This is a genomic window from Pseudomonas sp. NyZ480 (assembly GCF_029537255.1).
Taxonomy (GTDB): domain Bacteria; phylum Pseudomonadota; class Gammaproteobacteria; order Pseudomonadales; family Pseudomonadaceae; genus Aquipseudomonas; species Aquipseudomonas taiwanensis.
The window spans coordinates 1,493,022-1,516,888 of sequence record NZ_CP120626.1 but is presented as its reverse complement, the minus strand read 5'-3'; the positions used below and the strand labels follow the sequence as shown (position 1 = coordinate 1,516,888).

The following is a 23,867-nucleotide window of genomic DNA, read 5'->3' as shown; positions in this document are numbered from 1 at the left end:
ATGGATGACGTAACCCCTACCTTTGGTTGTATATGCAGTAACAAGAGGCAAACAGAGTGGGCGCCAGGCGCGCCACTGTGATCGACCCGAAGCGCGACAAGGAAGCCAACGGGTATTCAGGAATAACAACAAGAAGGCGGTCAGCCATGTTCAGACAATCGAAAATTCGCCAAGCTGGGCTCATTCTCTTCGCCACGACTTTGCTGCTGATTCTCCCGAACCTTACCCGCTTGTTCGGATGATGGTGGCTGTGGCCTTTTCAGGCAATGCACAGGTAACCTGCCAACCTTGATGGTTGGAGACCTCCCATGCGCGTCTGCCTTGCTCTGCTAGCCCTCCTTCTCAGCCTGCCCCTCAAGGCGGCGCAACTGCACCTTGAACTGGGCGATACGCCGCGTCAGTTAAGCAGCCGCGACCTGCTCGACCACCCCAAGGCGCAAGACATCAGCATCGAGCAGGATGTCTCGTACAAGCGCCCCATGCATTACCGCGCGGTGCCTCTGGCCGCACTGCTGGACGGGGTGAGCGACAACGACCATCTGCAAGCCGTGGCGCTGGATGGCTTTGCCGCCGAAATGCCAGCAGGGCCACTGCTGCAGCATGGCCCGGCACAAGCCTGGCTGGCGGTCGAGGACCCGGCTGCCCCTTGGCCGGCGCTGGGTGACGGCAAGCCCAGTGCCGGGCCGTTCTACCTGGTCTGGACCCAACCGCAGGCGAGCGGGATTCGCCCGGAACAATGGCCGTTCCAGATCACCACCCTGCGCCGCCTGGCGCCCGTGGAACAGCGTTTCCCAGCCCTGCTGCCCGACCCGCGCTTACCGGCCAATGACCCGGTACGCGAGGGTTTTGCGCTGTTCCAACAGAACTGCCTGGCGTGCCACCGGCTCAATGGCGCTGGCGATGCGCAGTTCGGTCCGGACCTGAACCTGCCGCACAACCCCACCGAGTATTTCCAGCCGGCGTTCCTGCGCCAGTACATTCGCGACCCGCAAAGCCTGCGGCACTGGCCACAGGCCAGGATGCCGGGTTTTGCCGAAAATGTGTTGAGTGATCAGGCGCTGGACGCGTTGCTGGCTTACTTGGGGCATATGGCCTTGCGCAAGCCCTGAGGGCCTGAGGCAAGGCCGCGCCCATCGCTAGGCGATGGGCCGTTCCTGTTTGACGCCCCACCCTTCGAGCTCTCCGCCCAAGGGCGAGATCACGGCCTCGAAGGCTTCCTCGAATGCACCAATGCCGCAGTAAGTGGCGTACATGACCTTGCTGAGTTCCAGGTGCCAGACGCCGTCGTCCAGCTCACGCACCTGGGCGTTGATGGACTCGCCGCGAAACTGTCCGGCGGCTCGTCGCGCACCGGCTTCGTCGGGGAATACGGCATAGAACTCAATGGGATGGATGCGGGTGAAGTCGAAACCGCCTGCTTTCATCTGGCGCAGGACATTGCTGCTGATATCGTCGTTCTGGCTGCTCATGAAACGTCCTCCTGCAAAGCAATGGATAGACTTTCCGTGCACTACGCACCTGCCGGCAGAACCGGTCAGATCGAGCTGATGCGAGACGCGAACCAAGGGGGTGCCGACCTGCTGAACGGCCGGCACCTCACACCAGCGTAGTGCCTGCCACGGCAGCGCGCCAGCCAGGCGGCTTCAGGGGGCGGGACAGATTCGGGTGATGGTCACGCCGCTATGCTCCTTGAGCCAGCGGGCAGTAGGGGAATGGGTGCGATCCTGGAAGTCGTTGAGGTCCAGTTCGTCCATGACCGGGAACAGATGCGAACGAATGGCCCGCGCAGCGTCCTCCTCACTGGGGCATTGGTCGCTGTGCAGTAGCAGCGAGGTCGGCTCACCTTTCTGGTCGGCAAAAATGACTTCCCACTCTTTCATTGAAATGCCCTCAAGGAATACAGGGGATGTGCAACCTGTAATTGCTTGACCGTCGGCGGGGAGATTTGTTCAGTCAGGGGGGATGTGCAGCGCGGCGATCAGCGGCAAGCCGACCCCTGATGGAGACGGCTCGCCGGTGATGCGGGACTTACTTCGGTACGCCGTGCACGACGCCGGCGGTATTGTCCATCAGGCTCTTGGTCGCGGTCTGGATGTAGGCTTCCAGGCGCTTGACCATGTCTGGCTGGTCCGGGCTTTCGATCAGTTCGGCCTTGAACTCACGGCCCAGCTGGTAGCGGTACATGCGTGGGCTCATGTCCTTGGACTCGATGAGGATACGATCACCCTGCACCAGGCCGACGATCTGCTCGCTGCCCGACGGCTTGATCATGCCCATGCCCTGGTCACCCTCAGGCAGGTTGAGCAGGTCGCGCCCCCAGCACTGGTGACGGGTCTGGCCACCCAGGCGGCCCATGATGGTCGGCACGATGTCGACCTGGGTACCCACGGTGTGATTGACCGCGCCGAACTTTTCCTGGATACCCGGGGCGATCAACAGCAGCGGTACGTTGAAGCGCCCCAGGTCGAGCTCGGTCACCTGCTGGCTGTTGCCAAAACCGTGGTCGCCGACGATGACGAACAGGGTGTCCTTGAAGTACGGCTCCTTGCGCGCCTTCTCGAAGAACTGGCCCAAGGCCCAGTCGGAGTAGCGCATCGCGGTCAGGTGCTCGTCCAGTCGGCCCTGGCCGGTCACCGGCTCCACCGGCAAGTCCTTCGGCAGCGCATAAGGGGTGTGGTTGGACAGCGTCTGCAGCAGTGCGTAGATCGGCTTCTTGCCATCATGCTTGGCCAGCTCTTCGGCGCCACGGTCGAACATGTCCTGGTCGGACACGCCCCAGGTCGGGTCGGAGAACACCGGATTGACGAAGTCGTTACGGCCAATGAAGGTGGTCATGCCCTGGTTGCCGAAGAACCCGGACTGGTTGTCCCAGGCGAAGTCGCCGTTATAGACGTAGACATCGTCATAGTCACGAGCACTGAGCAGCGCGGGCAGGCCCGACAGCTTGTGACCGCCTTCCGGGGTCTGCATCAGGTATTCGAAGCCTGGCAGGTTGGGGAAGCAGGCCATGGTGGCGAACATACCCTGGTGGGTATGGGTGCCGTTGGAGAAGAAGCGGTCGAACAGCAGACCCTCCTTGGCCAGCTTGTCGAAGTTCGGGGTGATGTTGTTCGGGCTGCCCAGCGCGCCAACCGAATGGCCGGCGAAGCTTTCCATGAGGATCACCACGACGTTCTTGACCGGCAAGGTACGCTCGGCCGGCGGCACGAAGTCACGGCGGATGGCCGCCTCGTCGGCGTCCACCAGGGTGTCGTGCGGGGTCAGCAGCTGCTCCCGCACGCTCTGGGTGGCCATGCCCTGCTCGAGCACCGGCTTCCAGATGTTGGCGCGGTCTTCACCGTAGCGGCTCTTGGCGGCGTCGATCAGCGTCAGGGTGCCGTTCAGGCCCAGCTGGTTGACGAAGTTGGAATCGGTGGTGAAGGCATCGCCCCAGCGCATGGGCGGACCTTGGCGCAGAGTGCCACGGGCAGCGACCACGGCCACCAGCAGGACCACCATGAACACCGCCAGGCGGTTGTACCACGGCGTACCACGGCGGGGGCTGGCGAGCGTCACGGCCGCGCTGCTGCGGGTCAGACGGTCGATACCTTTGAACAGCAGGCTCAGCAGCCAGGTGCCGAACAGCCAGGCCAGCAGGTAGCGCACCACCGGGAAACCGTACCAGAGCATGCTCAGGACGGTCTTGGGGTCTTCCTGGATGTACTGGAAGACCAGGCCGTTCAAGCGCTGGTGGAATTCGCGGTAGAAGTCCATCTCCATCAGGCCGAGGAACATCACCACACTGGAGGCGATCGTCAGCCAGAAGCGGAACACGCCACGGCGTGCCATGGCCCATGGGCTGAGGATGGCCAACAGCAACGGAATGCTGATGTACACCACCACCCGAAGGTCGAAGCGCAAGCCATTGAGGAAGCCTTCGGCGACCGTCGCAGCAGGCGTATCGCCCACCATGTCGCTGTTATAGGCCAACAGCGCAACGCGCACCAGGCTGAGCATCAACATGATCACCAGCCCGCTAAGCAGCGTATAGGCCAGGTGAGATTTCAATGTGGGCGCGAATGACGCTTGCGCGCCTCGTTGCTTCAAGGCGTCCAGGTTAGCCATGAATGGGGAGGTCCTAGAAATGCAGGTTTGCGAAGAGGGTGCTGAGCATAGTCCAACGCAGCAAGTGCGGCTGCGGATTGTGTTTAAACCAATGTGAAAATTTTGTCACGGGTCATTTGCAGCGGTGTCTGCACCGGCCCGCTACCGGTGCAGCCCTTGGCTGGCGATCAGAAGCGGATGTTGCCCCGGGGCCCGGCGATCGCCCAGATGATCAGGCCGACCACCGGCAGCAAGGCGATCAGCAGGATCCACAGGACCTTGACGCCGACTTCGCGGCCACTTTTGATCACGTTGAGAATCGCCCAGATATCCAGGGCCAGAATGATCAGGCCCACCAGGCTGTTGAATGTGGAACCCATGTATACGCTCCTGTTGAAAGACTGTCGGGGTGAGCATAGTCAGGCTATCGCCCTGATAGAAGGGAATCCTTGGCCTGGCGCGCGGGTCACTGGTTAGACTGCCTGTATCGACTGAATCGAGGTTCACATGCCCCCAGCCCACTCCCCGACAGCCACGGCGCATTCTTGGTTGAACGCCTGGCGGCAACAAGCCCTGAACACGCCCTGGCTGAGCGCAGGCCTGGGGCTAAGCCTGCTGGCGATCCTGATACTGCTGGCGGCGAGCCTATGGAACGCGGTGAATGGCGACCATGCCAACAACCTGCACCTGGCGCTGCTGGGCGGGTTGTCCGGTTTCGGCGCTACCGCGTTGGGGGCGGTGCTGGCGGTGGTGATGCGCGATGTGAGCGCTCGCAGCCAGGATGTGATGCTCGGCTTTGCCGCCGGCATGATGCTTGCGGCCAGTTCCTTCTCTCTGATTCTGCCGGGCTTGGATGCAGCCCGCGAGATCACCGGCAATGGCCCTGCTGCCGCTTTCACCGTGGTGCTGGGCATGGGCCTTGGCGTGCTGCTGATGCTGGGCCTGGACCGCTTCACCCCGCACGAACATGAAAGCACTGGCCCATGCGGGCCGGACGCCGAGCGGGTCAGCCGCGTGTGGCTGTTCGTACTGGCGATCACCTTGCACAACCTGCCAGAGGGCATGGCCATTGGCGTGAGCTTCGCGAACGGTGACATGGCCATCGGCTTGCCGCTGACCAGCGCCATCGCCATTCAGGATATTCCCGAAGGCCTGGCGGTCGCCCTGGCGTTGCGCGCCACGGGGTTGTCGAACTTCAAGGCGGCTCTGGTGGCGATCGGTTCAGGGCTGATGGAGCCCTTGGGTGCGGTGATCGGGCTGGGGATTTCCACCGGCTTTGCCCTGGCCTACCCCATCAGCATGGGGCTGGCGGCAGGGGCGATGATTTTCGTGGTCTCCCACGAGGTGATTCCCGAAACCCACCGCAATGGCCACCAGACGGCGGCAACCCTGGGGTTGATGGGTGGCTTTGGGGTCATGATGTTCCTGGACACGGCGCTGGGTTGACGCTGAAGGAGGGGCGCTGTGCGCCCCTGTCCCAAGACAAGTCTGCACCACAGGTGCTGGACGGCTGGAGGAACCTGCCCTGTGAGGGCCCTGTCATCAGCCAGTCGCCGATGACGTCAGACGTGCACCGCCACTTTCAGGGCTTCCAGCGCTGGCTCGACCTTGATGCCAACCGCCTCGCCCAGTTCCAGTACCCGCGCCAGATCGTTCTGGCCCACCATCACCATCTGCAACTCATCATCGAGCAACTGACTGAAATTCAACAGCACGTAGCCGCCGGCTTCCTTGTTCAGCGCCCCCATCTGCACCTGGATGCGATTGAGTGCGGTCAGCGGTTCGGCACGCGCCAATTGCTTGGGTTTGAGGGTGAACGGCACGCTCTTGTCGAACGAGTCGCTGATTTGCTGGAACAGGTCCTGATAGGTGTCTGCCTGGAACACCACGGTATCCGGCAAGCTGCCGAGCACCACCCACTCGCCGAGCGGAATGGGGAAAGTGTCGTCGTAGTTGATGTCCGGGTTGGCGGCCAGGAAGGCGGCAGGGTCGGCGTAGGCTTGGGCAGCCTCGTCGGCGATGCGCTCGATGTCTTCCTCGCGCATGCATCCGGCGCTGATGAGGCTGATGAGTTCGAGCAACTGGTTTTTCATGGGGGAGCCTGCAACGGGTGAAAAGTCGCCAAGGATAGCCGCAAACGCCGGTTGACCGTTAACCGCCCGCCATGGCGGCGACCGTGCAAAATGCACTGTGCAAAATGCACGACCTTGCATCCTGCACGATATTCACACTACAGAAACGATTTAACTTATTGATTTAAAAGGATTTTATTCAAGACTGCGACTGGCACGGTCACTGCAAATATCCACTCACGTCTGCCACCTACAGTCAGGAGTTGATATGGACCTCATCCAGGAAAAGTTCGTCTCGGTGTTTTCGGCCTATCAGGTCACCACCCAGCCTCGACCCGACGGCGGCGTCCTGCTGACCTTGCGGGCTGCCGACGGCAAGGTGACTCGACGCGTGCTGAGCTACGCGCAGTTGCACAGCGCTGAGCAGCTGTCCTGGGCGATCAGTGCCATCCGTCGCGATCTGGCGGAACAAGCCAGTGAACTGCCAGTGATTTCGATGCTGCAGAGCCAACAGCGGTTCGCACTGCCAACCTACCGTTGAACGTTGACGGGCCTCATCGCCGGCAAGCCTGCACCTACCTGTGGTAAGCCGGCTTGCCAGCGATGAAGCACTGATTCACAGCTCGTCAAACCCGGCGAACTGCCGCGCCGTCTCATCGCCAGTGAACCGCGCCTGTCGCCCCTGCTCATTGGCGAACAATCGCAATGCCACGCAGAACGGGTTGTCACCCAGGTCGATCCAACGCCGGACGCCTGCCGGGATCACCAGCTCGTCCCCCTTCTCGCACAGCACCGCATAGACGTAGTCCCCCAAACGCATGCCAACCTGGGCACGTCCGGACACCACGGCGAACACCTCATCGGCATCCTGCACATGCTCGTCACGCAGATCGGTCTGGGCCAGGTCGGCACCGTCGCGGTTGAGCACGGCGAAGGCCTGGCAGCCATGGGCGGTCATCAATTGGTCGAGGTGCTCGCGGCAAGCCTCCAGCACTTCGTCCGGATGACTGCCGGGCCGCACACGAAGGGCATGGGGGCGATGAACGATGCGCACGCCCTGCTCGGCCAAGGTGGCGGCGATGTCATCGTGGTGGGTCAGCACCTTGTTCGGCAGGTCCGGGCTGGACGGGTGAAAAACGCTGAGGATGCTCATCAGTGACGTGTCCTGGTCGGTTTCGAACGTAGGGCAATGATAACGGCTGCCGCCAGGGCTGCGGCGCTGGCCATACCAAAGGTGAAGGTCGGCCCCAGCAATTTCCAGCTGTAGCCTGAGTAGAGAGCGCCCAGCGCACCACCGGTTCCCGAGAGCGCCGCATACAGCGCCTGCCCCTGGCCTTGCTGGCGCGCGCCGAAGCTCGATTGCACGAACGCGATGGCGGCGGCGTGGAAGCAGCCGAAGGTGGCCGCGTGCAGCACCTGGGCGAAAACCAGCACTGCAGGCTCACCCGCCAGGTTGCCCAAGAGCAGCCAGCGCAACGCCGCCAACAGGAAACTGGCCAGCAGCACCCGCTGCACGCAGAACCGCGCAAAGATCCGGCTCATGAACATGAACACCAGCACTTCGGCGACCACGCCCAGCGCCCACAGCAGGCCAATGGCCCCACGGCTGTAACCCAGATGCTCCAGGTGCAGGGTCAGGAAGGTGTAGTAAGGCCCATGGCTGAGCTGCATCAACGCCACGCAGAGATAGAACGCCATCACGCCTGGCGCCATCAACTGGCGCACAAAGCCCCCGGCCGTGCTGCGCTCGCCCTGCTCCACCGGCTGGGCGTTGGGTACCCACAGGCTGGCCAGGACGATACCGGCCATGATGGTCACCAGGGCGACCGGGTAGATATCCAGGCTCAACCACTCGAACAACCGACCCAGCCCGACCACCGTTAGGATGAAACCGATCGAGCCCCACAGCCTCACTTGGCTGTAACGCGAGGTCTGGCCATGCAGGTGGGCCAACGTGATGACTTCGAACTGGGGCAGTACTGCGTGCCAGAAGAACGCGTGCAAGGCCATGACCAGCGCCAGCCAGGCGTAGCTCTTGCCGAAGAAGATCAACGAGAAGGTCGCCAGCGTCGACAACGCCCCCAGGCGCACGATCAGCAGGCGCTGGCCACTGCGGTCACCCAGCCAGCCCCACAGGTTCGGAGCGATGCAGCGCATCAGCATGGGGATGGCGACCAGCTCGCCGATGCGCGCCGGGGAGAAACCCAGGTGGTCGAAGTACAGCGCCAGGAACGGGGCGGTGGAGCCGAGCAGGGCGAAGTAGAACAGGTAGAAGCTGGACAGGCGCCAGTAGGGAATCGGGGGCATGGGGGCAGGCCGGTAGTGCATTAATACCTGGCAAGCCAGCCCCCACAGCCGTGTGCTTGCGGGAGCCGACTGGACGGCGATAGGTTCGGTACGATCAACACCGAGCCAACTGAAGCATCAGCGCTGGCCCAGCACCGGTGTGGCGACCTTGACGTCGGCGTTCTGCGCGCGGTGGCGCAGCAGGTGATCCATCAGCACAATGGCCATCATCGCTTCGGCGATCGGTGTGGCGCGGATGCCGACGCACGGGTCGTGACGGCCCTTGGTCACCACCTCTACCGGGTTACCGTCCACATCGATGGAGCGGCCAGGAGTGGTGATGCTCGACGTCGGCTTCAGCGCCAGGTGCGCGACGATCGGCTGACCCGACGAGATACCGCCCAGGATGCCGCCAGCGTTGTTGCTGAGGAAACCTTCCGGGGTCAGCTCGTCGCGGTGCTCGGTGCCCCGTTGGGCAACGCTGGCGAAGCCTGCGCCGATTTCCACGCCCTTGACCGCGTTGATGCTCATCAGGGCATGGGCCAGTTCCGCGTCGAGGCGGTCGAAAATCGGCTCGCCCAAGCCAGGCATCACGCCCTCTGCGACCACGGTGATCTTGGCACCGACCGAGTCTTGGTCGCGGCGCAGCTGGTCCATGTAGGCCTCCAGCTCAGGCACCTTGGCCGGGTTGGGGCTGAAGAAGGCATTCTCTTCCACCGAGTCCCAGGTCTGAAACGGAATTTCGATCGGGCCCAGCTGGCTCATGTAGCCACGCACACGGATGCCCTGGGTGGCCAGGTACTTCTTGGCGATGGCGCCGGCAGCCACGCGCATCGCAGTTTCGCGGGCCGAGCTGCGGCCACCGCCGCGGTAGTCGCGGATGCCGTACTTGTGGTGGTAGGTGTAGTCGGCATGGGCCGGGCGGAACAGGTCCTTGATCGCCGAGTAGTCCTTGGACTTCTGGTCGGTGTTGCGAATCAGCAAGCCGATCGAGCAACCGGTGGTTCGGCCTTCGAACACACCCGAGAGAATCTCGACTTCATCGGGCTCCTGGCGCTGGGTGGTGTGACGGCTGGTGCCAGGCTTGCGACGATCGAGATCGTGCTGCAGGTCGGCCAGGGAGATCTCAAGGCCCGGTGGGCATCCATCGACAATGGCGACCAACGCCGGGCCATGGCTTTCGCCAGCGGTGGTGACAGTGAACAGCTTGCCGTAGGTATTACCGGACATGGACGCTCCGCGAGTCTGCCTGAGGTGATCGAAAGCGGGCAGTATACAGAGGATTGGCTATGTGTGAGGGGGCTATCGCCAACCCGCCGAACCTTCCCGTGAATGAGGGGTCCAACCGACACCTCCCTATGTAGTACCGCATGATGTCGCGCCTGGTCGCTTTGTTCTTGCTGCTGTGCTCCGGCCTGGCCCAGGCCGCCGCCCCTACTGTGCTGCAACGCCCCATCGACCTGGACACCGGCCAGGGCGTGCTGCATGGCAGCCTGCTGCTGCCGCAACAGGACACACCGCCACCGGTGGTGCTGATCATCGCCGGCTCCGGCCCTACCGACCGTGACGGCAACAACCCTGCCGCCGGACGGGTCGACAACCTCAAGCGCCTCGCCCTGCTGTTGGCCAACGAACACATCGCCAGTGTGCGCTACGACAAGCGCGGCGTCGCCGCCAGCCAACCGGCCACACCGGACGAGCGCGACCTCAGCGTCGAGCGCTACGTCGCCGATGTCGTGGCCTGGAGCCGCAAGCTCAAGGCCGACCCGCGTTTTGGCCCACTGATCCTGATCGGCCATAGCGAAGGTGCGCTGATCGCCAGCCTGGCCGCCGAACAGGCCGGCGCAAGCGCCGTGATCACCCTGGCCGGCAGCGGTCGCCCCCTGGCCGAAGTGCTGCGCGAGCAACTGGCCAAGCGCCTGCCGCCTGCCCAACTCGCCCGCGGCAGCGCGCTGCTCGACCGCTTGCAGGCAGGACAGACCAGCCTGGATGTACCCGCCCCCCTGCGCCAGGTATTCCGCCCCAGCGTGCAGCCTTACCTGATCACGCTGCTGCGGCAGAATCCGGCCGCCGCCTTCGCTCAACTGCCCATGCCAGCCCTGATCGTCCAGGGCCGCAACGATGTGCAGGTCGACGTGGCCGACGCCGAGCGCCTGAAGGCAGCCAAACCGGACGCGCAACTGGTGCTGATCGACGGCATGAACCACATGCTGCGCATCAGCCCCAAGGCCATGAGCGAGCAGCGCGACAGCTACCTCAACCCTGAACTGCCGCTGGCCCGCGAACTGGGCGAGCGGGTCGTCACGTTCATCCATCATCTGCCGTCGGCCTGAAGGTATCGGCATAGATTGCGCTCACGTCCTGGGCGGATCGGCCGATAACCGGATGCTGGCGTCGCCATTGCGCCCAGCCTGGCTGCACTGATGAGGACTGCCGTAATGACCGATGCCCCCGCCTCCGTAGACGCGACCGAAGAGCCGCAAGCCCCGGAAAGCGCCCCGCTGCCCTGGACCGACCTGGCCGTCGAGCACTTCCAGTTGCTGCGCCTGGCTGCCTTGCCCACTGACCGCAACAGCGGTGCACGGCCGCAGCGTTTCGTGCAGTTCGGCTATGCCGAACGCCACGACAAGGACCACAGCCTGCTGCGCATGGAAATCCGCCTGCCAGGGCAGAAAGTGCGCAAGGAACAGAACCAGTTGGATGTGCGTGTGGACCACGCCGAGCGCCGGGTGACGATCGGTGACAGCAACGGTTTGCAACTGGAACCGCTCAACCGTGGCCTCGGCCGCTTCATGTTGTCCCAGGCGGTGCAATGGCTGCAGCGCAAGTGGTCGCACTACCGGGTCGAAGGCTTCACCCTGCCCAGCAAGGATGCGCTGAACGAAGATTCACGCCTGCGCCGCGACCAGTTCCTGCGCGCCACTGGCCTTGAGGTGGAGTACGCCGACCCTCAGCACATGAAAGGTCGCACCGTCGAAGCCACGGTGGGCCAGCTGAAGGTGGGCTGGAACAGCGAGAAGGTGCAGCGGGTCGAGATCCTCGATGCAGCGAACATGCTGCAGAGTGCCGAGCAGCAGTTGCAGGAAAAGGAAGCGCAGCTGCGCGAGCGTGATGAGCGGGTGGCCAAGTACCGTCGCGAAGACAGCGGATTGCGCTTTACCATCACTTGCCTGGTGGCGTTTGCAGTGTTCCAGGCGGGGTTGTTGATCTGGATTGCTACACGCTGAGGGCTGGCTAGAGCTTTCTGGCGCCTGTGAGACCGAGCGCCGCCCGCGCGGCGCATCGCGAGCAAGGCGCGCTCCTACACAGCAGGGTGACCGTAGGAGCGAACCTCGCTTGCGAGGGGATCACCTCAAGCCCTGGCCTTGAACAACTCCTGATGCTGGCGGCACTGCTCGGCCGTCAGCATGAACACGCCATGCCCGCCCCGCTCGAACTCCAGCCAGGCGAAATCGACCTCGGGGTACAACGCCTCGACATGCACCTGGCTGTTGCCCACCTCCACGATCATCAGGCCCTTTTCGGTCAGGTGATCAGCCGCTTCGGCGAGCATCCGCCGCACCAGGTCGAGTCCGTCGTTGCCACAGGCCAGGCCCATTTCTGGTTCATGGTGATACTCGGCCGGCATGTCGCCGAAGTCCTCGGCATCGACATACGGCGGATTGGACAGGATCAGGTCAAAACGCTGCCCCGGCAGACCGTCGAAACCATCGCCCTGAACCGTGTACACCCGCCCGTCCAGGCCATGGCGCTCGATGTTCTGGTTGGCCACTTCGAGGGCCTGGAATGACAGGTCGGCCAGCACGACCTCGGCATCGGGGAACACATCGGCGGCCACGATGCCGATGCAGCCCGAGCCGGTGCACAGGTCGAGGATGCGCGCAGGTTCGGCAGCCAGCCAAGGCTCGAAGCGTTTTTCGATCAGTTCGCCGATGGGCGAACGCGGCACCAGCACGCGCTCGTCGACCAGGAACGACATGCCGCAGAACCAGGCCTCGCCAAGCAGGTAAGCGGTGGGTACGCGTTCTTCGATACGGCGCTTGAGCAGGTGCTGCAGGCGAACCCGCTCATCGTCCTCGAGCTGGCAATCCAGGTAGCTGTCGGCCACCTCCCAGGGCAGGTGCACGGCGCCCAGCACCAGCAGGCGGGCTTCGTCCCAGGCATTGTCGGCACCGTGGCCGAAGAACAGCTCGTGCTCATGGAAGCGGCTGACCGCCCAGCGGATATGGTCGCGCAGCGTGCGCAGACGGGATGTGATCACGGGGTACTCCTATTCAGACATGACAAAAGTCTAACAGCCCAACCGCCACAAATGTTCCTTGCGCGTCACCGGCGATCCGCCACAGGCCAGTAACCATGCTGCCTGCGATGTCAACCATTCCCATTGGCGCCAAGGCAAGGGAGAATAGGTATACAAAAGCCCTACCCAAGGAGCCCTTGATGTCCGTTCCAACCACGATGTTCCGCCTCACTGGCCGCGACTATCCGCCGGCCAAGCTGAGCCAAGCCAGCCTGATCGTCATCGATGCACAAAAAGAGTACCTGAGCGGTCCTCTCATGCTGTCGGGCATGGACGAGGCCGTGGCCAACATCGCCAGGTTGCTCGACGCCGCCCGCAAGGCTGGCCGTCCGATCATCCACGTCCGCCACCTCGGTACCGTCGGCGGCCGCTTCGACCCGCAGGGGCCTGCCGGCCAGTTCATTCCGGGCCTGGAGCCGCGCGAGGGTGAAATCGTCATCGAAAAACGCATGCCCAACGCCTTCAAGAACACCAAACTGCACGAAACCCTGCAGGAGCTGGGGCACCTGGACCTGATCGTCTGCGGGTTCATGAGCCATTCCAGCGTCAGCACCACCGTGCGCCGCGCCAAGGACTATGGTTACCGTTGCACGCTGGTGGAAGACGCCTCGGCGACACGCGACCTGGCGTTCAAGGACAGCGTGATTCCGGCTGCACAGATCCACCAGTGCGAAATGGCCGTGATGGCCGACAACTTCGCTTGTGTCGCTCCGACCGCCAGCCTGATCTGACCCCGGCCGGCATGACCGCCCGGCACACGGGCGGAACCCAAGGGCGGGCGCCAGGTCCAATTCCGGCTACCTACAGAGGAACTCGGAATGAAGCTCAAAGGCAGTTTCGATGCCAAACACCTGCGTACGCGAGAGCCGCGTAACTGGGGCGCTCGCCTGGCTGCTGGCCTTTCGGCCCTGCTGGCGACACTTGGCGTGCTGCTGGCCATGGCTGGCGTCGCCGGCCTGCTGGGCAACTACCCTGCCCTGGCCGAGCTCAACGCCAACCGCCCGCTGTCCGCCATCCTGACCGTGGTCGGGCTGTCCATGCTGTACCTGGGCGTGCGCTTCTGGCGGCGCAGCCGCATTCGCTTGCGTCGCGGGCGCGAGTTGAACCTGGCACCGCACCTGATGAAGAAGCATGACTGAGTGAGCTGCGCCGGCGACAGGCCAGCACTGGCGACACAAGGCTGCACAGCGGCCCGCAGTCGCGTAAACTACGCCGCCCACGTGGAGGCATCATGCAAGACGACGACTTTTCCCTGTTCCACGCCGAGGTCCGCGGCGTCAAGCCGATCAAGCACGACCGCGCCGACGTCGGCAAGCCCAAGGCCGATCGCAAGCAACTGGCTGGCCTGCGCCAAGCGGCGACCGTGCGCAGCGATCAGGCGCTGGTCATCGACGGTTTGTCCGACCAGTTCGTGATCGACGTGGGTGCCGAGGATGAGTTGATGTGGCGCCGTGACGGCGTTCAGGAAAGCCAGATCCGCAAGCTCAAGCTTGGCCAGATCGCCTTCGAGGGCAGCCTCGACCTGCATGGCATGACCGTGGAAAAAGCCCGTGAAACCTTGTGGGCCTTCATCGCCGAAGCCACGAAGCTGGAAGTGCGCTGCGTGCGCGTCACCCACGGCAAGGCAGCGCGCCTCGATGGCAAGCGCCCGATGATCAAGAGCCACGTCAACACCTGGTTGCGCCAGCACCCGCAAGTGCTCGGCTTCACCTCCTGCCAGGCCCGCCACGGCGGTACTGGTGCCGTGTATGTAATGCTCAAGCGAACCATGATGGAAGGCCGCGACGAATAACGCCGCGCTTGCAGCGCCGCCTTTGCCGCCGTACCCTTCGTTTTTGCGATTTTTTACCCACAGGTAGATCCATGTCCCTGGAACAGAACTACACCGAGATCCTCAGCCAACTCGGCGAGGACGTCTCCCGTGAGGGCCTGCTCGACACGCCCAAGCGGGCTGCAAAGGCGATGAAATACCTTTGCCGCGGTTACGAGCAGACGCTGGAAGAAGTCACCAACGGCGCGCTGTTCAGCTCCGACAACAGCGAGATGGTGCTGGTACGCGACATCGAGCTGTATTCGATGTGCGAACACCACATGCTGCCGTTCATCGGCAAGGCCCATGTGGCCTACCTGCCCAAGGGCAAGGTGCTGGGCCTGTCGAAGGTTGCCCGTATCGTCGACATGTTCGCCCGTCGCCTGCAGATCCAGGAAAACCTCAGCCGCCAGATCGCCGAGGCCGTGCAGCAGGTGACCGGCGCTGCTGGCGTGGCGGTGGTGATCGAAGCCAAGCACATGTGCATGATGATGCGCGGTGTGGAAAAGCAGAACTCGACCATGCTCACGTCGGTGATGCTGGGCGAATTCCGCGAAAACGCCTCCACCCGTAGCGAGTTCCTCAGCCTGATCAAGTGATCGGCACGTAACCTCGAGCCGACCCCATGGGTCGGCTTTTGCATTTTCAGGAGTTGCCCATGATCGTCAAAGCCCTGCGGGTCGGCCTCGGCCAGCTTATCGTGTTCGGCGACTGGATCAGCCGCCCGGCCAAGCGCAAACGCGATGCCGCCGCCCAGACGCTTGTCGAGCAGCAGGCCAGTGGCCTTGCGCTGTATCAGTTCCATGCCTGCCCGTTCTGCGTCAAGACACGCCGCACCCTGCACCGCTTGAACGTGCCGGTGGCGCTGCGCGACGCGAAGAACGACCCTGTGCACCGTCAGGCACTGCTGGAAGGCGGGGGCCGGGTGAAGGTGCCATGCCTGCGTATCGAAGAAGCGGGCAAGGTGACCTGGATGTACGAGTCCAAGGACATCATTGCCTACCTGGACAAGCGGTTCGCGTAAGCCTGATAGCGACCGCTCGCCTCTTCGCGGAGGTAAACCGGCGAAGAGGCGAGGCCAGGTTCACTCGCTCATCGGCACATGACGCGGATGGCTGGCCACCCTGGCCAACCAGTCACGCACTGCCGGGTAATCGGCCAGATCGAAGCCGCCCTGATGCGCCACGTGGGTGTAGGCATACAGCGCCACATCGGCGATCGAATATTGATCCCCCACCAGGTACGGCGTCATCTGCAATTGGCGCTCCATCACCTTGAGCGCCTTGTAGCCGCCCTTGTGCAGCTTGCGGTACTCCTCCACACGCTCATCCGGCAGGCCCAGGTAAAACTGGATGAAACGCGCCACGGCAATGTACGGCTCATGGCTGTACTGCTCGAAGAACTGCCATTGCAGCGCCTGGGTACGCAAACGTGGCTCGCTGGGCAGGAACTCAGTGCCATCGGCCAGGTAGTTGAGGATGGCGTTCGATTCCCACAGGCAGGTGCCATCCTCGAGCTCGAGCACCGGGACCTTGCCGTTGGGGTTCATCGCCAGGAATTCGGGCGTTTGGGTCTCTCCTTTGAGGATATCCACCGAGTGCCATTCATACGGCAGGTCGAGCAGGCTCAGCATCAGCTTGATCTTGTAGCAGTTACCCGACTGGTAATCCCCGTAAACCTTGTACATCGCCCATTTCTCCCGTGCAGTTGCGCAATTGTGCCCAATAGTTCGCGACTGTACGGCTAATTGCAATGCCTGCTGTATCGCAAGCATCGGTCGCGCTCGCGTTAGTCTGCAAAAAACGGCTAATCCACGTACAAGGACTTACCCATGCCCCACGCCACATCCGCACGCCTGCGGCCCCTGGCAGACAGCTCCCCTTCGGCGGTGGTCGCCGGCTTCATCGCCATGCTCACCGGCTATACCAGCTCGCTGGTGCTGATGTTCCAGGCCGGCCAGGCAGCCGGACTGACCAGCGCGCAGATCTCGTCGTGGATCTGGGCGCTGTCGATCGGCATGGCGATCTGCAGCATCGGCCTATCGCTGCGTTACCGCACGCCCATTACCGTGGCCTGGTCCACGCCAGGCGCGGCGCTGCTGATCACCAGCCTTGGCGAGGTGAGCTACAGCGAAGCCATCGGCGCCTACATCACTTGCGCGGTGCTGGTGCTGGTCTGCGGCCTGACCGGCAGCTTCGAGCGCCTGGTCAAACGCATCCCGGCGTCCCTGGCCTCGGCCCTGCTGGCGGGCATTCTGTTCAAGATCGGCAGTGAAATTTTCGTCGCAGCCCAACATCGCACCCTGCTGGTGCTGGGGATGTTCTTCAGTTATCTGCTGGTCAAGCGTCTGTCGCCGCGTTACTGCGTGCTGGCGGCATTACTGGTGGGCACAGCGTTGTCCGGGGCCCTGGGCTTGCTGGACTTCAGCGGCTTCACGCTGGAGGTCGCCACACCGGTGTGGACCACCCCGAGCTTCTCGCTGGCGGCGACCATCAGCATCGGTATCCCGCTGTTCGTGGTGGCGATGACGTCGCAGAACATGCCTGGCGTGGCGGTACTGCGTGCCGATGGCTACCAGGTGCCGGCCTCGCCGTTGATCTCGGCCACCGGCTTCGCCTCGTTGCTGCTGGCGCCGTTTGGTTCCCACGGGGTGAACCTGGCGGCGATCAGCGCCGCTATCTGCACCGGGCCGCATGCCCATGAAGACCCCAGCAAGCGCTACACCGCAGCTGTATGGTGCGGGATTTTCTACGGGATTGCGGGGGTGTTCGGCGCGACCCTGGCGGCGCTGTTCGCGGCGTTGCCGAAAGAGCTGGTGTTGTCGATTGCGGCCTTGGCGTTGTTCGGCTCGATCATGAACGGGTTGAGCGTGGCCATGAGCGAGGCGCGGGAGCGTGAGGCGGCGTTGATCACCTTCATGGTGACCGCGTCGGGGCTGACGTTGTTCTCGATCGGTTCGGCGTTCTGGGGGATCGTGGCGGGGGTGATTACGTTGATGATCCTGAATCCGCGGGAGGTACGGCGGTAGGGATTGGTCGCGGTTGAGATCGAGCGCCGCCCGCGCGGCGCATCGCGAGCAAGGCTCGCTCCTACGTTTGTTTCGGGCCAGTAACGTCAGTGACAGGCGCGCGCGACCGCCTTGTTTGTACGACCCCAATATTGCGCCGTGCACCAAAGCGTTCGCGCGCAAATCTCACAGGCATAACTGGCCCGAAACAGACGTAGGAGCGAGCCTTGCTCGCGATGCGCCGCGCGGGCGGCGCTCGATCTCAAAAACACCAAAAATCTTCCGCCAACCGCGCCAACCCCGCCAACCCCCCATCCCCTACAACCTGAAATGCCCCACCATCCCCTTCAGGTCACTGCCCAACTGCGCCAACTCGATACTGGACCGGGCATTGTCCTGCATGGCCAATGCCGCCTGATCGGCACTCCCACGAATCTGCGTGACGCTGCGGCTGATCTCCTCGGCCACCGAACTCTGCTCCTCGGCCGCCGCGGCAATCTGCTGATTCATCTGCTGGATCAATGACACCGCCACCGCAATGCTGCCCAAGGCGCTTTCGGTCTGCAGTGCATCGGCCACCGCCAGGCGCACCAGCTCGGTACTGCCACGGATCTGCTCGACCGATTGCTGGGCATTGCCGCGCAGGCTGGCGACAAGGCGTTCGATCTCATCGGTGGATTGCCGGGTACGCCGGGCCAAGGCCCGCACTTCGTCGGCCACCACCGCGAAGCCACGCCCCTGCTCCCCTGCCCGCGCCGCCTCGATGGCGGCATTGAGCGCCAGCAGGTTGGTCTGCTCGGCCACGCTCTTGATCACCGCCAGCACATCACCGATGGTGTGGATCTCTGCGCTGAGGCTGTCGATACCGGCGCTGGCGGTCTCCGCCGCAGCGGCCAACTGCTCGATACGCTGCATGCTCTGGCGCACCACCTGCTGCCCGGAGCCAACCTTGTCGTCGGCCGACTGCGCCGCCTGAGCCGCCTCTTCGGCGTTGCGCGCCACATCGTGCACGGTGGCGGTCATCTGCTGCATGGCAGTGGCCACCTGCTCGGTTTCTTCTTTCTGGCTACCCACCTCGCGGTTGGTCTGCTCGGTGACCGCCGACAACGCCTGGGCGCTGCCGGCCAATTGCTCGATCCCCTGCTGCAGGCCGCTGACCACGCCTGACAAACCGGCAGCCATCTGCTGCATGGCCTGCATCAGTTGCCCCACCTCATCACGACGAGGTGCTTCCTCCTCCAGGCTCAGCTCGCCCGCGGCGATGCGCTGGGCGCGGCCAATCACGCGCTTGAGCGGGCCGACCACGGCACGGGTAATCAGCCAGCCTGCCACTATCCCGACCAGCAAGGCCAGGCCTGTGGCCAGGGCGATGGCCAGGGCGTTTCGGGAGAGTTCACCCTGCATGGCCTTTTCCTGGCCTACGTAGGCCTGGTCGACCAAGTCAGTGACATGGGCCGCGCGCGCCTGCAACTGGGCCTTGATGCCCTGCTCCTTGCCCAGCAGGTCGGTGTATTCGTTGAGCTTGTCGGAGAAACTGCCGATGTGCCCGGCCACTTCACCCAGCACGCTCTGATAGCCGGCATCGCTAATGGCACCCTTGAGCTGATCGACCAAGCTGGCAGCCTCGACGGTCTGGGCGATACGCTCCTGGCTGCCTTGCTCCTCGCCCTTGCGGCTTTTATCCAGGCGCACCCGGGCTTCGTCCATGGCCTGCAGCATCAATCGCGACACCTGCGCCACCTGGGTCGCCTGCTCAAGGAATTCGCCGCCCTGCTGGCCCTGGGATTGCTTCAGGGTATAGGTACCATCGTCGGCCAGGCCTGACTGCAGCACGTCGAGGTTGTTGGCCACGCTGGACACCGCCCAACTGGCCATGTCCAACGCAAGCTCCTTGGCCTGCACCACTTCGACGAAAGCCTCGAAGGACTGGCCGTAGGCGTCGAGCTCAGCGGGTGCACCGCTCAATGCCGGCAAACTGCGCGCACGCTCGGTGAGGTCCTTCAGGCCTGCACGCAAGGCTTCGGCCTCCTTGATATCGGAGCGCAGCGCAAAAGCTTGTTCATGCTGGCGCAAGCGCAATAAATCGGTGTTGAACTGGGCCAGTTGGCGCAGGCCATCGAACCGTTGGCCGACACCGTGCAACGCCACGACACCGATGCCCGCCACCGCGACTGTCAACGACAGCACCAAGGCAAAACCAAGGCCCATTTTGCGGGCCATGCCCAGATTGGCCAGAATACCGTGCCTGGTCGCGCCCATTGCCGATCTCCCCTCACCCTGTCAGGTTTTGCCGAAAGCCAAGAGTGGCAATGCCGCTGGCCTGCTCACAAGGGCTTGACGTCAGAATAGTGTCAAATAGCTATGAACGTGTCGTTTTCAGCGTGCTGAAGGTCGTCCTGCGTGCTGGAAGAAGGCCTGGGCGCGAGAGTCCTGCCCGTAAGCGACATTGATGCGCAGCCATGGGCTGGGAGCGCCCTGGTAGTCGAACGCACTGCCGGGGGTGAGCAGCACGTCGTGCTCGCGCGCCAGTTGCTCCAGGCGCGCGAATTCCAGTCCCGGCACCCGTGCCCAAACGAACATGCCGCCACAGGGCTCGCACAACACCTCCCAGCCGAACTGCTCCAGCTGCCCCAGCAGCCTGGCCATGTGCTGCCCCAGGCGCACCCGCAGGCGCTGGGTGCTCTTGCGATAGCTGCCATTGGCGAGCATCTGCCCGACCACCTGCTCGGCAAAACGCGAAGTACCGATGCCGGTGACCATCTTCAACTCGGCCAGGCGCGCCAGCAGCGGTGCATCGGCCACCATGTAGCCCACCCGCAGCGAACTGCTCAGGGTCTTGGAGAAGCTGGCCAGGTAGATCACCCGCTGTTCGCTGTCGAGGGTCGCCAACCGCGTGGCCGGCCCTTCCTGGAAGTCGGCGTAGATATCGTCCTCGACGATGCGCAGGTCGTGTTCGCGGGCCAGTTCCAGCAAACGGTAGGCGACCTTGGGTGTAAGGCTGGTGCCGGTGGGGTTGTGGTACAAGCTGTTGACGAACAGGCAGCGTGGGCGGTGCTCGGCCAGCAAACGCTCGACCGTGGCCACACATGGGCCGTCGACGGTACGAGGGACCGGCAACATGCGCACTTGGTGCTGGCGCAGCAGGTTGAACAGATTGAAGTAGCCAGGGTTTTCCACCAACACCGTGTCACCTGGGCGCAGCAGCGTGCGCACCAGCAAGTCGAGGCCATGGCTGGCCCCCTGGGTGGTGAGGATGCGCTCGGGGCCGGCGTTGATATCCTGGCGCGCCAGACGCTTGTGCAAATGCTGGCGCAGACTGGCCAGGCCCAGGGGCGGGCAATAGTCGAACAGGTCCTGCGCACTGGCGCGGCTGACCTGGCGTATGGCATGGGTCAGTGCTTCGTGGGCGCGCCAGGCGGCGGGCAACCAGCCACAGCCCAGCTTCACCAGCTCGTCATGACCTTCACGGAACTGGCGCCATCTGCCGTCGCCCCCCTCGCCCCAGGTCGGCTCGTCATCCAGGACCAGGCCCGGCTTGCGCTCGGCGACGAAGAAGCCAGTACCGTGGCGCGCCTCCAGCCAGCCGCTGGCGACCAGGCGGTCGTACGCCTCGATCACGCAGGACGCGCTGACGCACTGGTCGCGGGCCAGGGTGCGGATCGACGGCAGGCGCGCGCCTGGGCGCAGGCGCTGCTGGGTGATCCAGGTTTGGAGGTGCTGGGTGAGTTGCTGCACCAGAGGGGTGGCGCTGTCGCGGTCCAGGGGGATGTGCATGGGCAAGTGTTCGCTGTTTTTTGGCGAACAGTTAAGCATAAATCGATGCGGGGTGTGTCTTGTGAGGGGCATGGGCGCACTGACACCCTAACCGGAATTCTGGAGAAGAGGCCTGACTTGAGCTTTGAGGTGCCACGAAAATCGAGCGCCGCGCGGCGCATCGCGAGCAAGGCTCGCTCCTACGTTTGTTTCGGGCCAATAACGCCTGTGACAGGCGCGCGCGACCGACTTGTTGGTACGACTCGATATCGAACGATGCGCCAAAGCGGTCGCGCGCATATCCCACAGGCATAACTGGCCCGAAACAAACGTAGGAGCGAGCCTTGCTCGCGATGCGCCGCGCGGGCGGCGCTCGATCTGCTAGGCACCCAAAAAAGTTGTGGCAAACCCAATAAACTCAGGACCTGAACACCATGCCCCCGCACCCCACCCCCGCCCTGCTGGCCTTCGCCCTGTGCCTGATCACCCTTGCGGTGAACCTGCCAGCCCCACTGTACATCGCCTACGCCGACCTCTCCGGCCAAGGCGCCGCCGCCACTGCCGTGGCGTTCTCCGCCTACGTGGTGGGCGTCATTCCCGTGCTGCTGGCCCTGGGCGGCCTCGCCGACCGCATCGGGCGACGACCACTGATCATTGCCGCGCTGTTGCTGTCGATGATCGCGACCTCACTCATGCTGCTGGCCCCCGGCTTGCACACCCTCGCCTTGGCGCGCCTGTGCCTGGGCCTTGGCACTGGCCTCGCCACCGCCACGGCGACCGCCTACATGGGCGAACTGATGGGCGCCGACCACAGCGCACGCGCCGCCACCTGGGTGACCGCCAGCACCTCCCTGGGCTTTGGCCTGGGGGCGGCGCTGACCAGCCTGTTCCTGTTGCACGAAGCCAGCCTCACACCCGGCAGTTTCCACTTGCAACTGCTACTTGCGGCCTTGGCCGTGCTGCTGGTGTGGCGCCTGCCCGACCCACGCCAGGCGCAACGCGGCGCCATGCTGCGCCTGCCCTTCTACCCCCGAGGCAGCGTTGCCTATGGCTTTGCGATTCTGCTGGCCTGGGCCTGCTCGGGGCTGGTGATTGCGCTGTTGCCAGGCATTTTGCGCCAGCACGGCCTGAGTGAATGGTCGGGGGTCTCGACGTTTTGCGTGATCACTTGCGGGTTGGCGTTCCAGCCCATGGCACGCCGCATGGCCAGCAGCAAAGCGACTCTGCTGGGACTTGCGATTTTACCGTGCAGCTACGCCTTGCTGGCCTGGGGAGCCGACCACGGGCAGTTGGCGGCAGTGCTGTTGGGTGCAGTCGCCGCCAGCAGTGCGTGTTACGGGTTCATCTACCTGGGTGGATTAGCGGCAGTGAACCACCTGGCCGGCACAGAAAAGACCCGCGCCAGCGCCGGGTTCTTTCTGCTGGCCTACTTCGGCTTCAGCCTGCCGGTGATCTTCACCGGGTTGCTGAGCGACCGGCTCGGGCCGCGGCTGGCACTGGTGGTGTTCGGGCTGGCATTGCTACTGGGCTGCGCAAGTGTGGCCGTGGCCCTGGTACGCGGCGCACGCCCGGCACAGCTGGCAGCCCAGGCGTCGTCCTAGATGGCCGTCGCGCCGCCGTCGACCGTCAGGCAGTGCCCAGTGGTAAACGCCGCGCCATCACTGCACAGGTACAACACCGCACTGGCGATTTCCTCTACCTTGCCGATGCGCCCAACCGGGTGCATCGCCGCTGCGAATTCCGCCTTGCGCGGGTCGGCCTCGTAGGCGCGGCGGAACATATCGGTGTCGATCACGGCGGGGCACACCGCATTCACCCGAATGCCCTTCTTCGCATACTCGATGGCCGCCGACTTGGTCAGGCCGATCACCGCATGCTTGGATGCGCTGTAGATGCTCATCTTCGGCGCTGCCCCCAAGCCCGCCACCGACGCCGTGTTGACGATCGCCCCGCCGCCCTGGGCCAGCAGCAGCGGCAGTTGGTACTTCATGCACAGCCAGACACCCTTGACGTTGACGCCCATGATGGCGTCGAACTCTGCCTCGCTACCCTCGGCCAGGCGCCCCTGCTCGATCTCGATGCCGGCATTGTTGTAGGCGTAGTCCAGTCGCCCGAAGGCCTCGATGGTCCTTGCATGCAGGTGGCGCACCTGCGCGTCCTGGGTCACGTCACAGGCCACGAACAATGCTTCGCCACCCGCCTCGCGAATCCGCATGGCGGTCACCTCGCCACCCGCCTCGTCCAGGTCGGCCACCACCACCTTGAGGCCTTCCCGGGCGAAGGCCAGCGCCGTCGCCCGGCCAATGCCCGCCGCGCCGCCGGTGACCAGGGCTACCTGGCCGGAAAAGGTCATGCTCATAGCTCGCTCCTTGGGTTGGATGCTCCGGCCTCACCGGCGCCTACAGGGTTCCGAGGCCGTTGCAGGAGCCGGCTGGCCGGCGATGAAGGCTCATCGGATATCGAGCAGAGTCTAGTCAGACCGCCTTTAGGCTGGGCAGCATCATCAAGGCAGCAGTTGGGCTAACATGCTTGTCAGTGATGTTACTGACCCACCTG

General features: G+C 63.8%; 25 protein-coding genes. 12 read left to right on the top strand and 13 right to left on the bottom strand.

Annotated elements, in window-relative coordinates:
* The first annotated feature begins 308 nt into the window (after positions 1-308).
* Positions 309-1,109 (top strand): cytochrome c, encoded by an 801-nt coding sequence (locus P3R38_RS06850; RefSeq protein ID WP_023379343.1) that lies wholly within the window; start codon positions 309-311, stop codon positions 1,107-1,109.
* A gap of 27 nt (positions 1,110-1,136) precedes the next feature.
* On the opposite strand, the gene P3R38_RS06845 is transcribed toward P3R38_RS06850, so the two are convergent.
* The 4 genes from P3R38_RS06845 to P3R38_RS06830 all read right to left on the bottom strand — a co-directional run bounded on the left by P3R38_RS06845 (position 1,137) and on the right by P3R38_RS06830 (position 4,463).
* Complete coding sequence (locus P3R38_RS06845; protein ID WP_023379342.1) at positions 1,137-1,469, bottom strand: ribonuclease E inhibitor RraB; 333 nt, start codon at positions 1,467-1,469, stop codon at positions 1,137-1,139.
* Between the two features lie 174 nt (positions 1,470-1,643).
* Positions 1,644-1,880, bottom strand: coding sequence for a hypothetical protein (locus P3R38_RS06840; protein ID WP_023379341.1), 237 nt, complete (start codon positions 1,878-1,880; stop codon positions 1,644-1,646).
* A gap of 148 nt (positions 1,881-2,028) precedes the next feature.
* Positions 2,029-4,104 (bottom strand): LTA synthase family protein, encoded by a 2,076-nt coding sequence (locus P3R38_RS06835; RefSeq protein ID WP_023379340.1) that lies wholly within the window; start codon positions 4,102-4,104, stop codon positions 2,029-2,031.
* 167 nt (positions 4,105-4,271) lie between these two features.
* A complete protein-coding gene (locus tag P3R38_RS06830; protein ID WP_023379339.1) occupies positions 4,272-4,463 on the bottom strand; it encodes a PLD nuclease N-terminal domain-containing protein in 192 nt (63 codons plus the stop codon).
* A gap of 127 nt (positions 4,464-4,590) precedes the next feature.
* Here P3R38_RS06830 and P3R38_RS06825 point away from each other — a divergent pair, with 127 nt between their 5' ends.
* Complete coding sequence (locus tag P3R38_RS06825; RefSeq protein WP_027907247.1) at positions 4,591-5,529, top strand: ZIP family metal transporter; 939 nt, start codon at positions 4,591-4,593, stop codon at positions 5,527-5,529.
* Between the two features lie 116 nt (positions 5,530-5,645).
* Here P3R38_RS06825 and P3R38_RS06820 read toward each other — a convergent pair whose 3' ends face one another.
* A complete protein-coding gene (locus tag P3R38_RS06820; RefSeq protein ID WP_023379337.1) occupies positions 5,646-6,176 on the bottom strand; it encodes a hypothetical protein in 531 nt (176 codons plus the stop codon).
* 247 nt (positions 6,177-6,423) lie between these two features.
* Between P3R38_RS06820 and P3R38_RS06815 the strand changes: the two genes are divergently transcribed.
* Positions 6,424-6,696 (top strand): DUF3509 domain-containing protein, encoded by a 273-nt coding sequence (locus tag P3R38_RS06815; RefSeq protein ID WP_023379336.1) that lies wholly within the window; start codon positions 6,424-6,426, stop codon positions 6,694-6,696.
* A gap of 75 nt (positions 6,697-6,771) precedes the next feature.
* On the opposite strand, the gene P3R38_RS06810 is transcribed toward P3R38_RS06815, so the two are convergent.
* From P3R38_RS06810 to aroC, 3 genes are all read right to left on the bottom strand, one after another.
* A complete protein-coding gene (locus P3R38_RS06810) occupies positions 6,772-7,308 on the bottom strand; it encodes an oxidase (RefSeq protein ID WP_023379335.1) in 537 nt (178 codons plus the stop codon).
* Complete coding sequence (locus tag P3R38_RS06805) at positions 7,308-8,462, bottom strand: MFS transporter (RefSeq protein WP_023379334.1); 1,155 nt, start codon at positions 8,460-8,462, stop codon at positions 7,308-7,310. Before P3R38_RS06805 ends, P3R38_RS06810 begins: the two co-directional genes overlap by 1 nt.
* Positions 8,463-8,579: 117 nt before the next feature.
* Positions 8,580-9,671, bottom strand: a complete 1,092-nt coding sequence (gene aroC / locus P3R38_RS06800) for a chorismate synthase (RefSeq protein ID WP_023379332.1) — start codon at positions 9,669-9,671, stop codon at positions 8,580-8,582.
* Between the two features lie 140 nt (positions 9,672-9,811).
* Here aroC and P3R38_RS06795 point away from each other — a divergent pair, with 140 nt between their 5' ends.
* Positions 9,812-10,774, top strand: coding sequence for an alpha/beta fold hydrolase (locus P3R38_RS06795; RefSeq protein ID WP_023379330.1), 963 nt, complete (start codon positions 9,812-9,814; stop codon positions 10,772-10,774).
* A gap of 105 nt (positions 10,775-10,879) precedes the next feature.
* Positions 10,880-11,668: a hypothetical protein gene (locus tag P3R38_RS06790; protein ID WP_023379329.1), complete on the top strand. Its 789-nt coding sequence runs from the start codon at positions 10,880-10,882 to the stop codon at positions 11,666-11,668.
* Positions 11,669-11,793: 125 nt separating this feature from the next.
* On the opposite strand, the gene prmB is transcribed toward P3R38_RS06790, so the two are convergent.
* Positions 11,794-12,702 carry a 50S ribosomal protein L3 N(5)-glutamine methyltransferase gene (gene prmB, locus P3R38_RS06785; protein ID WP_023379327.1) on the bottom strand — a complete coding sequence of 303 codons (909 nt, stop codon included), beginning with the start codon at positions 12,700-12,702 and terminating at the stop codon, positions 11,794-11,796.
* Between the two features lie 179 nt (positions 12,703-12,881).
* On the opposite strand from prmB, the gene P3R38_RS06780 reads away from it, so the two are divergent.
* The 5 genes from P3R38_RS06780 to P3R38_RS06760 all read left to right on the top strand — a co-directional run bounded on the left by P3R38_RS06780 (position 12,882) and on the right by P3R38_RS06760 (position 15,575).
* On the top strand, positions 12,882-13,472 hold the full coding sequence (locus P3R38_RS06780) for a cysteine hydrolase family protein (RefSeq protein ID WP_023379325.1): 591 nt from the start codon (positions 12,882-12,884) through the stop codon (positions 13,470-13,472).
* An 87-nt stretch (positions 13,473-13,559) separates the two neighbouring features.
* Positions 13,560-13,880, top strand: a complete 321-nt coding sequence (locus P3R38_RS06775) for a hypothetical protein (protein WP_023379323.1) — start codon at positions 13,560-13,562, stop codon at positions 13,878-13,880.
* Between the two features lie 92 nt (positions 13,881-13,972).
* Positions 13,973-14,533, top strand: coding sequence for a Smr/MutS family protein (locus P3R38_RS06770; protein WP_027907245.1), 561 nt, complete (start codon positions 13,973-13,975; stop codon positions 14,531-14,533).
* Between the two features lie 71 nt (positions 14,534-14,604).
* Positions 14,605-15,150 carry a GTP cyclohydrolase I FolE gene (folE, locus tag P3R38_RS06765; RefSeq protein ID WP_023379320.1) on the top strand — a complete coding sequence of 182 codons (546 nt, stop codon included), beginning with the start codon at positions 14,605-14,607 and terminating at the stop codon, positions 15,148-15,150.
* Between the two features lie 59 nt (positions 15,151-15,209).
* Entirely contained in the window at positions 15,210-15,575 is a 366-nt protein-coding gene (locus P3R38_RS06760; protein ID WP_023379319.1) for a glutaredoxin, read from the top strand.
* Positions 15,576-15,635: 60 nt separating this feature from the next.
* Here P3R38_RS06760 and P3R38_RS06755 read toward each other — a convergent pair whose 3' ends face one another.
* On the bottom strand, positions 15,636-16,238 hold the full coding sequence (locus P3R38_RS06755; protein WP_023379317.1) for a glutathione S-transferase family protein: 603 nt from the start codon (positions 16,236-16,238) through the stop codon (positions 15,636-15,638).
* A gap of 144 nt (positions 16,239-16,382) precedes the next feature.
* Between P3R38_RS06755 and P3R38_RS06750 the strand changes: the two genes are divergently transcribed.
* Positions 16,383-17,579, top strand: coding sequence for a benzoate/H(+) symporter BenE family transporter (locus P3R38_RS06750; RefSeq protein WP_277686937.1), 1,197 nt, complete (start codon positions 16,383-16,385; stop codon positions 17,577-17,579).
* Positions 17,580-17,876: 297 nt separating this feature from the next.
* On the opposite strand, the gene P3R38_RS06745 is transcribed toward P3R38_RS06750, so the two are convergent.
* Positions 17,877-19,817: a methyl-accepting chemotaxis protein gene (locus P3R38_RS06745; protein ID WP_104882830.1), complete on the bottom strand. Its 1,941-nt coding sequence runs from the start codon at positions 19,815-19,817 to the stop codon at positions 17,877-17,879.
* Positions 19,818-19,934: 117 nt separating this feature from the next.
* The gene (locus P3R38_RS06740) at positions 19,935-21,332 is read right to left on the bottom strand and encodes a PLP-dependent aminotransferase family protein (RefSeq protein WP_277686936.1); all 1,398 of its coding nucleotides are present in this window, start codon (positions 21,330-21,332) and stop codon (positions 19,935-19,937) included.
* Positions 21,333-21,745: 413 nt separating this feature from the next.
* Here P3R38_RS06740 and P3R38_RS06735 point away from each other — a divergent pair, with 413 nt between their 5' ends.
* On the top strand, positions 21,746-22,912 hold the full coding sequence (locus tag P3R38_RS06735; protein WP_023379310.1) for an MFS transporter: 1,167 nt from the start codon (positions 21,746-21,748) through the stop codon (positions 22,910-22,912).
* Here the strand turns inward: P3R38_RS06735 and P3R38_RS06730 are convergent.
* Positions 22,909-23,670 carry an SDR family oxidoreductase gene (locus tag P3R38_RS06730; RefSeq protein WP_202675965.1) on the bottom strand — a complete coding sequence of 254 codons (762 nt, stop codon included), beginning with the start codon at positions 23,668-23,670 and terminating at the stop codon, positions 22,909-22,911. The two genes, P3R38_RS06735 and P3R38_RS06730, sit on opposite strands and share 4 nt — an antisense overlap.
* Positions 23,671-23,867: the final 197 nt, after the last annotated feature.